7 protein-coding genes are annotated in these 12714 nt (G+C 75.1%); 3 read left to right on the top strand and 4 right to left on the bottom strand.

What is annotated here, in order from left to right; translation table 11 throughout:
- Positions 1-143 precede the first annotated feature (143 nt).
- Positions 144-1634 (bottom strand): 30S ribosomal protein S1, encoded by a 1491-nt coding sequence (gene rpsA, locus ABZ261_RS26680; protein WP_356863402.1) that lies wholly within the window; start codon positions 1632-1634, stop codon positions 144-146.
- 233 nt (positions 1635-1867) lie between these two features.
- Here rpsA and ABZ261_RS26685 point away from each other — a divergent pair, with 233 nt between their 5' ends.
- Both ABZ261_RS26685 and ABZ261_RS26690 read left to right on the top strand, forming a co-directional pair.
- Positions 1868-2854 carry a class I SAM-dependent methyltransferase gene (locus ABZ261_RS26685; protein WP_356863404.1) on the top strand — a complete coding sequence of 329 codons (987 nt, stop codon included), beginning with the start codon at positions 1868-1870 and terminating at the stop codon, positions 2852-2854.
- Between the two features lie 64 nt (positions 2855-2918).
- Complete coding sequence (locus ABZ261_RS26690) at positions 2919-5681, top strand: ATP-dependent helicase C-terminal domain-containing protein (RefSeq protein WP_356863406.1); 2763 nt, start codon at positions 2919-2921, stop codon at positions 5679-5681.
- 85 nt (positions 5682-5766) lie between these two features.
- On the opposite strand, the gene ABZ261_RS26695 is transcribed toward ABZ261_RS26690, so the two are convergent.
- Positions 5767-7599 (bottom strand): lytic transglycosylase domain-containing protein, encoded by a 1833-nt coding sequence (locus ABZ261_RS26695; protein ID WP_356863408.1) that lies wholly within the window; start codon positions 7597-7599, stop codon positions 5767-5769.
- A 317-nt stretch (positions 7600-7916) separates the two neighbouring features.
- On the opposite strand from ABZ261_RS26695, the gene ABZ261_RS26700 reads away from it, so the two are divergent.
- Positions 7917-8780, top strand: coding sequence for a DUF4184 family protein (locus ABZ261_RS26700; RefSeq protein WP_356863409.1), 864 nt, complete (start codon positions 7917-7919; stop codon positions 8778-8780).
- On the opposite strand, the gene ABZ261_RS26705 is transcribed toward ABZ261_RS26700, so the two are convergent.
- Together ABZ261_RS26705 and polA are read right to left on the bottom strand one after the other, a co-directional pair.
- Positions 8698-9099 (bottom strand): hypothetical protein, encoded by a 402-nt coding sequence (locus ABZ261_RS26705; protein WP_356863411.1) that lies wholly within the window; start codon positions 9097-9099, stop codon positions 8698-8700. The genes ABZ261_RS26700 and ABZ261_RS26705 overlap by 83 nt on opposite strands.
- A 739-nt stretch (positions 9100-9838) precedes the next feature.
- Positions 9839-12565, bottom strand: a complete 2727-nt coding sequence (gene polA / locus ABZ261_RS26710) for a DNA polymerase I (RefSeq protein WP_356863413.1) — start codon at positions 12563-12565, stop codon at positions 9839-9841.
- Between the last annotated feature and the right edge of the window lie 149 nt (positions 12566-12714).

Genomic DNA, 12714 nt, shown 5'->3' on the forward strand with positions numbered 1-12714 from the left:
GGTCCGGGCCGGTGGCGCCGGTCAGGGGGAGCACGGCCCCGGGGGAGCCGGCGCGGCAGCCGCCGGCCCGGGGAAAGCCCGAGGGGCCGCACCTCGGAAGGTGCGGCCCCTCAGCCCTGACGGGTGTGCCTCGGCGGCAGCGGTCAGCTCTGCCCGCCGGCGAGCTTCTCGCGCAGCGCGGCCAGCGCCTCGTCCGAGGCGAGCGCACCGGAGGTGTCCGCGCCCTCGGAGGAGTACGAACCGCCGGTCGCGGCCGGAGCCGCGGCCTCGCCGCCCTCGGCAGCGGCCTGGGCGTCCGCCTCGCGGGACTTGATGACCTGCTGCTGGTGCTGCTCGAAGCGGGACTGCGCCTCGGCGTACTGGCGCTCCCACTCCTCGCGCTGCTTCTCGTAGCCGGGCAGCCAGTCGTTGGTCTCCGGGTCGAAGCCCTCGGGGTAGATGTAGTTGCCCTGGTCGTCGTAGGACGCGGCCATGCCGTACAGGGTCGGGTCGAACTCGACCGCGGACGGGTCGGCGCCGAACGCCTCGTTGGCCTGCTTCAGCGAGAGGCTGATGCGACGACGCTCGAGGTCGATGTCGATGACCTTGACGAAGATCTCGTCGTTGACCTGGACGACCTGCTCCGGGATCTCCACGTGGCGCTCGGCCAGCTCGGAGATGTGGACCAGACCCTCGATGCCCTCGTCCACGCGGACGAACGCGCCGAACGGCACCAGCTTGGTGACCTTGCCGGGCACGACCTGGCCGATCTGGTGGGTCCGGGCGAACTGCTGCCACGGGTCTTCCTGGGTCGCCTTCAGCGACAGGGAGACGCGCTCGCGGTCCATGTCGACGTCGAGGACCTCGACCGTGACCTCCTGGCCGACCTCGACGACCTCGGACGGGTGGTCGATGTGCTTCCAGGACAGCTCGGAGACGTGGACCAGACCGTCGACGCCACCCAGGTCCACGAAGGCGCCGAAGTTGACGATCGAGGAGACCACGCCGGAGCGGACCTGACCCTTCTGCAGGGTCGTGAGGAACGTCTGGCGGACCTCGGACTGGGTCTGCTCGAGCCAGGCGCGGCGGGACAGGACCACGTTGTTGCGGTTCTTGTCCAGCTCGATGATCTTGGCCTCGAGCTCCTTGCCGACGTACGGCTGGAGGTCGCGGACACGGCGCATCTCCACCAGGGAGGCCGGGAGGAAGCCGCGGAGGCCGATGTCGAGGATGAGACCACCCTTGACGACCTCGATGACGGTACCGGTGACGATGCCGTCCTCTTCCTTGATCTTCTCGATGGTGCCCCAGGCACGCTCGTACTGGGCGCGCTTCTTCGAGAGGATCAGGCGGCCTTCCTTGTCCTCCTTCTGGAGGACCAGGGCCTCGATCTCGTCGCCGACGGCCACGACCTCGTTGGGGTCGACGTCGTGCTTGATCGAGAGCTCGCGGCTCGGGATGACACCTTCGGTCTTGTAACCGATGTCGAGCAGGACCTCGTCCCGGTCGACCTTCACGATGACGCCGTCGACGATGTCGCCGTCGTTGAAGTACTTGATCGTCTCGTCGATCGCGGCGAGGAAGGCTTCCTCGTTACCGATGTCGTTGACCGCTACCTGCGGGGTGGTGGCGGTGGTCTCGGTGCTGCTCGTCATGTGGGAAAGGGCTCCGGTACGGACATTGAAGTCGTAGGTACTGCTTACGCCGGGAGCCCGTTTCGCTCTGCAGAAGCCGGACAGCCAAGGAAGCGCCACTTTGAGCACCGGGTGCCCGGTGGCGCCTCGACAACCGAGGGGACATACAACAGATGCGAGCGCAGCCTGCTACGTCTGAGGTGCGCAGGCCCGCAGCGCAACTTGTAGCATACGGGGGCAGCCGGGCAGGGTCAATGCGCGACGGCCAGGACCCCGGGCGGACCGCCGCGCGCCCGGCGGCGGAACCGCCCCGACCGGCCGCGCGGGCCCGTGGATCGCCTGCGCGTGGATCGCCTGCGCGCGGACCCCGGCGGGTTGCACGGAAGAGTACGACGAGGGAGCCGATCATCCAAGAGCCGGAAGCGTACGGACCGTCCGGGGCCGGCCGGCCCGAGCCGGAGGCCACGCGGCGCGACGCGGACGTCACCGAGAGCTCGCGGGCCAGCCGCGGCTGGTGGGACCGCAACGCCGACGAGTACCAGAGCGAACACGGCGCGTTCCTCGGCGACAGCCGCTTCGTGTGGGGCCCGGAGGGCCTGGACGAGGCGGAGGCCGGGCTGCTCGGCCCGGCGGGGGACCTGGTGGGCAGGGACGTGCTGGAGATCGGCGCGGGCGCGGCCCAGTGCGCGCGCTGGCTGGCCGCCCAGGGCGCCCGCCCGGTGGCCCTGGACCTCTCGCACCGCCAGCTCCAGCACGCCCTGCGGATCGGCGGTTCCGTCCCGCTGGTGTGCGCCGACGCCGTGGCGCTGCCCTTCGGGGACGGCTCCTTCGACCTGGCGTGCTCCGCGTACGGGGCGCTGCCCTTCGTGGCCGACCCGCGGCTGGTGCTGCGCGAGGTGCGCCGGGTGCTCCGGCCGGGCGGCCGGTTCGTGTTCTCGGTGACGCATCCGATCCGCTGGGCGTTCCCGGACGAGCCGGGTCCCGAGGGCCTGTCGGTGTCCTCCTCCTACTTCGACCGCACCCCCTACGTGGAGCAGGACGAGCACGGCAGGGCCGTCTACGTGGAGCACCACAGGACGCTCGGCGACCGGGTGCGGGACGTCGTGGCCTGCGGTTTCCGGCTGGTGGACCTGGTGGAGCCGGAGTGGCCGGCCTGGAACACCACGGAGTGGGGCGGCTGGTCGCCGCTGCGCGGAAGCCTGATCCCCGGCACGGCGATCTTCGTCTGCGAGCGGGACTGAACGCTGCGTGCCTGCGGGCACGCGCGCGTGGAGGCCGTTTCCCGGGTCGTACGACACTGGGGGCGTGATCCGTGACGACGCCCTGGACGCCCTGCCCGTGCGCTCCGCCCTGCCCGCCCTGACCGACGCCCTGGAGGGTGACGGCGCCGCCGTCCTGGTGGCTCCGCCCGGCACCGGCAAGACGACGCTGGTGCCGCTCGTGCTGGCGGGGCTGACCGGCGGCGGTCCCGCGCGGCGGGTGGTGGTGGCCGAGCCGCGGCGGATCGCGGCGCGGGCGGCGGCCCGGCGCATGGCCTGGCTCCTCGGCGAGAGGCCCGGCGGGAGCGTCGGCCTCACGGTGCGTGGCGAACGGGCCGTGGGACCGCACACCCGCGTGGAGGTCGTGACGACCGGTGTGCTGCTGCAGCGGCTCCAGCTCGACCAGGAGCTGACCGGCGTCGACGCGGTGGTGCTCGACGAGTGCCACGAGCGGCACCTGGACGCCGACACCGCGGCCGCGTTCCTGTGGGACGTGCGGCAGACGCTCCGGCCGGACCTGCGGCTGGTGGCCGCGTCGGCGACCACGGACGCCGAGGGCTGGGCGCGGCTGCTGGGCGGGGCGCCGGTGGTCGAGGCGGCGGGCGCGGCCCATCCGGTGGAGGTGGTGTGGGCCCCGCCGGCCCGTCCCGTACGGCCGCCGCACGGGATGCGGGTGGACCCGGCGCTGCTGGCCCATGTGGCGTCGGTGGTGCGGCGGGCGCTGGCCGAGCGGGAGGGGGACGTGCTGTGCTTCCTGCCGGGGGTCGGTGAGATCGCGCGGGTGGCCGGGCAGCTCGGTGATCTCGGCGCCGTCGACGTGCTCCAGGTGCACGGGCGGGCGCCGGCCGCGGTCCAGGACGCGGTGCTGGCGCCCGGCGGGCGGCGGCGCGTGGTGCTCGCGACGTCGGTGGCCGAGTCGTCGCTGACGGTGCCCGGCGTGCGGGTGGTGGTCGACTCCGGGCTGGCGCGGGAGCCGCGGGTGGACCACGCGCGGGGACTGAGCGGGCTCACGACCGTACGGGCGTCGCGGGCGGCCGGGCGGCAGCGGGCGGGGCGGGCCGGGCGGGAGGCGCCGGGGACGGTGTACCGGTGCTGGGCGGAGGCCGAGGACGGCCGTCTGCCCGCGTTCCCGGCGCCGGAGATCAAGGTGGCCGACCTGACCGCGTTCGCCCTCCAGGCCGCCTGCTGGGGCGATCCGGACGCCTCCGGGCTGGCGCTGCTCGATCCGCCGCCGGGCGGGGCGATGGCGGCGGCGCGGGACGTCCTGTCGGCCGTGGGGGCGGTGGACTCCGCCGGGCGGGCCACGGAGGCCGGTGTGCGGCTGGCCCGGCTCGGGGTGCATCCCCGGCTGGGGCGGGCGCTGCGCGACACCCGCGGTGCGGGGGCCGAGGTGGTCGCCCTGCTCTCGGAGGAGGTGCCGCGGGAGTACGGCGATGATCTCGCTGCGGCGTTGCGGCGGGCCCGCAGCGGGGGTGACGCCTACGCGGGGCGGTGGGCCGCGGAGGTGCGGCGGCTGAGGGCCGTCTCCGCGGAGTTCGCCCGGCCGCCCGCCGCGGCCGGCGCGCCGGCCGGGGCCGGTGAACGCGCCGGGCTCGGCGCCACCGGGACAGGAGGGGGCGAGGCCGCCGGCACCGGCGGCGCCTCCGGCGGAGACGGCGCCGCGCGTGCCGGGACGCGGTGTGCCGGACGGGGCTCCGTCCCCGCCGCGGCCGGCGGCGCCCCCGCGGCGGACAGCGGCCCGCCCGCGCGGGGCGGCCGGCCCGGTGGACGCCGGCCCGCCCTGGGCGGGGCGGGGACCGCTGCCGGGTCCGGCGGGGCGGGCAGCGCCTCCGGCGGGGACGACGCCGTCGCCGGGGCCGTCGCCGCCCTGGCTTTTCCCGAGCGTGTCGCCAGGTTCGACGGCGGCTCCTACCTCATGGCGTCCGGGACGCGGGCCGAGCCGGCGGACGGGTCGGCGCTGAACGGGGTCCCGTGGATCGTCGTGGCCGTGGCCGACCGGCCGGCCGGTGAGGGGCACGCGCGCGTGCGGCTCGGGGCCGCGGTGGACGAGGACGTGGCGCGCGCCGCCGCCCGGGCGCTGCTGGAGGAGCGCGACGAGGTGCACTGGGCCGACGGGGACGTGGTTGCTCGGCGCGTCGAACGCCTCGGGGCGATCGAGCTGGCCGCGCGGCCGCTGAGGGACGCCGACCCCGCTCTCCTGCGCGCCGCCCTCCTCGAAGGGCTCCGCCGGGAAGGGCTCGGGCTGCTGCGCTGGTCGCCGGAGGCGGAGCTGCTGAGGCGGCGGCTGGCGTTCCTGCGCGCGCACCTCGGGGAGCCGTGGCCGGACGTGTCGGACGAGGCGCTGCACGCGCGCGTGGACGAGTGGCTGGAGCCGGAGCTGAGCAGGGCCCGGCGGCGGGCCGATCTGGGGCGGATCGACGCCGGGCAGGCGCTCGCGCGGCTGCTGCCCTGGGCGGGCGGGGAGGCCGCCCGCCTGGACGAGCTGGCGCCCGAGCGGATCACCGTGCCGAGCGGTTCCCGGGTCCGGGTCGACTACGGGGATCCGGAGCGGCCGGTGCTCGCGGTGAAGCTGCAGGAGATGTTCGGGCTGCGCGAGACGCCGTCCGTGGCGGGGGTGCCGCTGCTGGTGCACCTGCTCTCCCCCGCCGGGCGGCCCGCCGCCGTCACGGCCGACCTGGCCTCGTTCTGGAAGGACGGTTACCGCAGTGTGCGCGCGGAGCTGCGCGGGCGGTACCCGAAGCATCCGTGGCCCGAGGACCCGGCGACCGCCGAGCCGACGCGGCACACCAACGCCCGGCTCAGGCGCTGACCGGCCCGGCCGGCGCTGCGGCCGCGGCGGGGGCGCCCGCCCCGCCGGAGCGGGGAGGGCGCCGGGGTGGTGCCGTGTGCGGCGGTCAGGACGCGGCGGACGCGGACGCGCTCGGGGCCGGTCCCGCCGGAGGCTCGGCCGCGGCGACCGTCAGTTCGACGGTGAGCGTCGCGCCGCCCGTGGTCGTGACGCGGAGCAGGAAGACGCCGGTGGTGTCGTCCGCGTACAGCTTCGGCAGGGTCAGCAGGCCGTCGGCGTCCGTCTGAAGGCCCGTCAGGGTGCGGACGGGCTTGCCGTCGGCGCCCTTGAAGTAGGGGCCCTTGTCGTTCTCGGTGGCGTCGGCCGCCGACTTGATCAGGGTGGCGGTGGCCGCGACCTTGCCCGCGGCGGCGCCCTGGTACGTCGCCTTCAGCTGCACCTGGCCGGCGAACTCGCCGCCCGGGGTGCAGGTCGGCGGGGTGTCGCCGGTGCGGGTGAGGGCGTCGGCGGCGCGCGCGGTGACCGTGGCGGTGTAGTCGACGCCCTTGACCGAGCGGCCCACGACGGCCGCGGTGACCTTGAAGTCCCCGGTCTTCTCGCCGGCCTGGAGCGCCGGGGCCAGCGCGACTCCCTTCGCGTCGGTGGCGATCGTGGCCACGGTCTCCCCGCCGGCGAAGGTGGCGTCGGTGTCGCCGGTGACGGTGAACCTGATCCTCACCTTGGCGACGGATGTGCCGGCCTTGGTCTCGGCGCGGGCGCGGATCCGGCCGGTGAAGGCGTCGCCGGCCATCGCGGTGAGCTTCCCGGTGCCCGCGTCCTCGATGTGGTCCACCAGGTCGGTGGGCGTCTGCGGGGTCGTCGGGGGGACGGGCGGCCGCGGCGGCTCGGGGACGGGGGTCTCGCTCCCGCCGTTCCCGTTCCCGTTCCCGTTCTCGGTTCCGTTCCCGTTTCCGCCGCCGTCCTTGCCGCCGCCGTCCTTGCCGCCGCCGTCGTGGTCGCCCTCGTCCTTGCCGCCGTGGCCGTGGCCGTGGCCGGGCTTGCCGGGCGCGGGGTCCGGCGCGGGCCGCCGCGGGGCCGTGGGCGTCGGGGACGCGGGGCGGCCGGCGTCGTCACTGCGGTGCTCGGGCACGGGCCCGGTGCCGTCGGGCACGGAGTGGGTGCCCTTGCGGTAGTACTCCAGCCAGTTCAGGACCAGGTCGAGGTAGTCCCGCGAATTGTTGTAGCTGAGGATCGCGCTGTGCAGGTCGGCCTCGCGCGACAGGTCCCAGCCGTTGCGGCACAGGTAGTGGCCCGCGGCGAGCGCGGCGTCGTAGACGTTGTTGGGGTCCTTCGCGCCGTCGCCGTTGCCGTCGCGGCCGGCCCAGGCCCAGGTCGACGGGATGAACTGCATGGGGCCGACGGCCTGGTCGTAGTGGCTGTTGCCGTCGAACGCGCCGTGGTCGGTGTCCTGGATGAGCGCGAAGCCGTTGCCGTCGAGCTGCGGCCCCAGGATCCGGCCGACGGTGGTGCCGCCGGCGTCCACCCGGCCGCCGCGGGCGTGTCCCGACTCCACCTTGCCGATGGCGGCGAGCAGTTGCCAGGGCACGTTGCAGCCGGGCTTGGCGGCCCGCAGTTCCGCCTCGGCCTTCTTGTAGGCGTCGAGGACCGTCGCCGGGATGCCGGCCTCGACCTCGCCCCGCGAGACGGGGGTGCCGATGCTGGGAGAGGGGCTGGGCCGGGGGCTCTTCAGCGGCGGCAGGTCCGTGTAGTACGGCGAGTTGCCGGTCGCGTTGCCGCCGGCGTCCGGTGCGGGGTCGGCCGTGCCGGCGGTCGCCTGTCTGCCGTGGTCCTCGCCGGTCGCTCCCGGAGCCTGGGATGCGGAAAGAGCCGCGACCGCTACCGCGGCCACGGCCGTGGTCGCCGCTCCCTTGCGCAGCCGCCTGCCGAAATGCGCCGCCATGAAGTGAACCCCTCCCGTGGACGTCCCTGCGTACGTCTCCGCCTGTCTGCCTCGCTCTGATGTGACGGTCGACCCGGTGCTGTGGTTGCCCCTGTTCCGCGTTTCCATGTGTGTGCTCGGGTGTTCGGCCGTGCGTTCGCACGGCGACGCAGGTGACCCTACGACAACTTCCTTGCAGCGGGCACCAGTCGTGCCCGGTTTTCGCCGGTCGGCCGGTCGGCGGTCCCGTGCGGGCGCGCCGGCGGCGCGCCCGCATACTGAGCGGACCTGATCACCGGTGCCGGCCTCATGGCCGACGACCGTTCCGGGAGGCTCCGTTGCCGTTCACACTCAGCCATGCGGCGGCCGTGCTGCCCGCGTTCCGCCGGGACGGCAGCGGGCGGGGCGCGCTGGCGCCCACGGTGCTCGTCGCGGGTTCACTCGCGCCCGACCTGCCGTACTACGCGGCCGGCGTCGTACCGGGCGGCATGGAGTTCGGCGCGGTCACGCACGCGTTCACCGGGGTTGTCACCGTGGACGTGCTCATCGCCTGGGCGCTCGCGGGGCTGTGGCTGCTGGTCCGGGAGCCCTTGCTCGCGCTGCTGCCGCGGGCCCGGCAGGGGCGGCCGGCCGCGCTGCTGCGCTGCGGCGCGCCCCGCGCGCGGGTGCGGGCCGCGTCGGCGGGACGGTGGTACGGCTCCGCGGTGCTCGGCGCGCTCACCCATGTGGTGTGGGACGCGTTCACACATCACGATCGGTGGGGCACACGGCTGATTCCGGCCATCGGCCGGGACCGCCCGGCGGGTGTGCCGCTGTTCACCTGGCTGCAGTACGGGTCGTCCGCGGTGGGCGCCGTGGTGATCACGGTGTTCGTGGTGCGCGCGCTGCGGCTGGCGCCGGGCGGGGAGCCGGCGGGAGTGCCCGCGCTGTCCCGGCGGGACCGGTGGTGGGCGCTCGCGGTGATCGGCGGCTGTGCGCTGGCCGGGGCGGTGCAGCGGGCGGCGCGGTGGCGGGAGTGTCACCGGGGTGGGGCGGCGCGGCCGTGGGAGCTGGTGCCCACCCTGTGCTTCGGGGTGGGCGCGGGGACGGCGGCGGGGCTGCTGCTGTACGCCGTCGGGGTCAGGGTGCGGCGTCCCGCCCCTGGTCCCGGGGATCACGGCGAGGCGGCCGGTGCGGACCGGGGCCGGCCGGTCGCTCGGTGAGCGACGCGACGAAGACCGTGAGGGTGCGCCGGGGGCGGGGCCGCGGGATCGCGGTGAGCGCGAGGGCCAGACAGCCGCGGGCCAGGTCGGCCCACTGGCGCCAGTCCGGGGTGCGGGCCGCGCGGCCCGCGCGTCTGCGCCGGAGGTCCTCGGTGACCTTGCGGACGGTGGCGGCCAGGCCGGCCGGGATGCGGGCGGTGCTTGCGTCGGCCGAGAGGGCCGGAACCGGCGAGGCGGGCAGGGCCTGCGCCGTGAAGGCGTCCGCCCAGCCCCGGGAGGCTGCCTCGGGCGTCCGGCGGTGAAGCATGCGTATACCCATGCCCGCAGTGTTGCGGCTGCGGGGGGTGCGGGGCGTTCTGGCGGGGGCCACGAGAGTGACGGACCCCGCGGGGTTGCGGCGGTTTTCCCGCCCGGCGGGCGCGGTGCTGCGCAGGTGGGAAGGGGTGAGGCGGGGGCACGGCGGGACGCGGCCGCGGTCGGCGCCGGTGGCGGACCGGGGTGCCGACACGCGCCGGTGCCGACACGCGCCGGTGCCGGCAGCGACCCGGCAGCACCGGGTCCCGTCGCGTGCGCCCGGCGTGCGGGTGCGTCCTGGCTGGACGTGCCGTTCCCCGCGGCACCGCGCTGCGGACCGGGCGGGGCGGGACGCCCACCCGTGCCCGGCCGCACCGGATCCCGTCGCGTGCGCCCGGCGTGCGGGTGCGTGGGCGCACCGTTCCCCGCGGCACCGCGCCGCGGACCCGGCGGGGCAGGACGCCCCCCGTGCCCGGCCGCACCGAATCCCGTCGCGTGCGCCCGGCGTGCGGGTGCGTCCTGGCTGGACGCGCCGTTCCCCGCGCCTCTGACGGAGCTGCCCCGCCCGGCACCGCCGCGCGGACGGACGGGGCGGGAACCCACCGGTGCCGCGATCAGTCCAGCCTGCGGATGCGGCCCGGCCGGACGCGCCGTTCCCCGCGCCCCTGGCGGAGCTGCCCTGCCCGGCACCGCCGCGCGGACCGGGCGGATGCGCACCGGTGCCGGGGCGGCCGTGCCGCTCCGGCCGCCGGTGCGCCGTGGGCCTAGTGCGCCGCCGACTCCCAGTCGCGGCCCACGCCCACCGAGACGTCCAGCGGAGCCCTGAGGTGGACGGCGTTCGTCATCTCGCGGCGGACGATCTCCTCCGCGGCCTCCCGCTCGCCGGGGGCGACCTCCAGGACGATCTCGTCGTGGACCTGGAGGAGCATCCGGGAGGCGAGGCCCGCCTCCCGCAGGGCGCCGTCCACCTTCAGCATGGCGATCTTGACGATGTCCGCCGCCGTGCCCTGGATGGGTGCGTTCAGGGCCATGCGCTCGGCCGCCTCGCGGCGCTGGCGGTTGTCGCTGTTGAGGTCGGGCAGATAGCGGCGGCGCCCGAAGAGGGTCGCCGTGTAGCCCGTCGCCCGCGCCTCGTCGACCGCGCGGCGCAGATAGTCCCGGACCCCGCCGAACCGCTCGAAGTACGCGTCCATCAGGGCCCGCGCCTCGGCCGCATCAATGTTCAGCTGCTGGGACAGGCCGAAGGCCGACAGGCCGTACGCCAGGCCGTAGGACATGGCCTTGATCTTGCGGCGCATCTCCGCGTCCACCGCGCCGGGCTCGACGCCGAACACCTGGGAGGCGGCGGTGGTGTGCAGGTCCTCGCCGGAGGTGAACGCCTGGATGAGGCCCTCGTCCTCGGAGAGGTGGGCCATCACCCGCAGTTCGATCTGGCTGTAGTCCGCGGTCATCAGGGACTCGAAGCCCTCGCCGACCACGAAGCCCCGGCGGATCGCCCGGCCCTCGTCCGTGCGGACCGGGATGTTCTGGAGGTTCGGGTCCGTGGAGGACAGCCGGCCGGTCGCGGCGACCGTCTGGTTGAACGTGGTGTGGATGCGGCCGTCGCCCGCGATGGTCTTGATCAGGCCCTCGACGGTGACGCGCAGCTTCGCCTGCTCCCGGTGCCGGAGCATGATCACCGGCAGCTCGTTGTCGGTCTGGCCGGCGAGCCAGGCCAGGGCGTCGGCGTCGGTGGTGTAGCCGGTCTTGGTCTTCTTCGTCTTCGGCAGGGCCAGTTCGCCGAAGAGGACCTCCTGGAGCTGCTTGGGCGAGCCCAGGTTGAACTCGTGGCCGGCCGCCGCGTGGGCCTCCTTCACGGCCTGCTGCACCGCACCCGCGAACATCTGCTCCATCGCTTCCAGGTGCGGGCGGTCCGCCGCGATGCCGTGCCGCTCCATGCGCGCGAGCAGCGCGGACGTGGGCAGCTCCACGTCCCTGAGCAGCTCGGCGGCGCCCACCTCCCGCAGGCGGCCCTCGAAGGCCTCGCCCAGGTCGAGGACGGCGCGGGCCTGGATCATCAGGGCCTCGGCCTCGGCGGCGTCGTCCGCGCCGAAGGCGAGCTGGCCGTCGGCCGCGGCGGCGGGGGCCAGCTCGCGGTGCAGGTACTCCATCGACAGCGCGTCCAGGTCGAAGGAGCGCCGGCCCGGCTTGACCAGATACGCGGCGAGCGCCGTGTCCATGACGACGCCGTCGACGCTCCAGCCGTGCTCGGCGAGGACGCGCATGGCGCCCTTGGCGTCGTGGAACACCTTGGGGCGCTCCGCGTCGGCCAGCCAGGCGGCGAACGCGTTCTCGTCGGCCTCGTCCAGCTCGGACGGGTCGAACCAGGCCGCCGCTCCCCCGGCCGCGGCGAGGGCGACCTCGGAGACGGAGCCGGCGCCCAGCGCCCAGGCGCCGACGGTGGCGACGCCCAGGGTGCCGGAGCCGTGCTCGGCGAGCCAGGGGGCCAGCTCGCCGGTGTGCAGGATCCTGCCGTCGATCTCCACGCCGTCCGTGACGACGGGGGTGGCCTCCGCCTCCTGTGCGCCGGGGTCGACGGCGAAGAGGCGCTCGCGCAGGGACGGGTTGCGGATCTCCAGGGTGTCCAGGAGCATCGCGACGGCCTTGCGGTCGTACGGGATGCGCTCCAGGTCGGTGACCGTCCTGGACAGCTCCACCTGCCGCTCCAGCTCGGTGAGCCGGCGGTTGAGCTTGACCGCCTCCAGGTGCTCGCGGAGGTTCTGCCCGGCCTTGCCCTTCACCTCGTCGGCCCGCTCGACCAGCTCGGCGAACGAACCGAACTGGTTGATCCACTTCGCGGCGGTCTTCTCACCGACGCCGGGGATGCCGGGGAGGTTGTCGGACGGGTCGCCGCGCAGGGCCGCGAAGTCGGGGTACTGGGCCGGCGTCAGACCGTACTTCTCGTACACCTTCTCGGGGGTGAACCGGGTCAGCTCCGAGACGCCCTTCGTCGGGTAGAGCACGGTGGTGTGCTCGGTGACCAGCTGGAAGGAGTCGCGGTCGCCGGTGACGATCAGCACCTCGAAGCCCTCGGCCTCGGCCTGCGTGGCGAGGGTGGCGATGATGTCGTCCGCCTCGTACCCCTCGACGGCGAAGCGCGGCGCGTGCATGGCGTCGAGCAGCTCGCCGATCAGCTCGACCTGGCCCTTGAACTCGTCCGGGGTCTTGGAGCGGTTCGCCTTGTACTCGGTGAACTGCTCGGAGCGCCAGGTCTTGCGGGAGACGTCGAAGGCCACCGCGAAGTGTGTGGGCGCCTCGTCACGCAGCGTGTTCGCGAGCATCGACGCGAAGCCGTAGATCGCGTTCGTCGGCTGGCCGGTCGCCGTCGTGAAGTTCTCCGCGGGCAGCGCGAAGAACGCGCGGTAGGCCAGCGAGTGCCCGTCCATGAGCATGAGCCGGGGACGGGTGCCGCCGGGGGTCTTGTCGGTCTGCTTCGATGCTGTCTCTGCCACGCCCCCGATCCTGCCACGCCCCACCGACAGTCCGGGTGGAGCGCCTGCGGGGGCCCCGTCGCCCGTCGCCCGTCGCCCGTCGCCCGTCGCCCGTCGCCCGTCGCCCGTCGCCCGTCGCCCGTGGGAGGATCGTCGGGTACTGCTCACCC

It is taken from the genome of Streptomyces sp. NPDC006193 (assembly GCF_040613915.1).
In the GTDB taxonomy this organism is placed as follows: domain Bacteria; phylum Actinomycetota; class Actinomycetes; order Streptomycetales; family Streptomycetaceae; genus Streptomyces.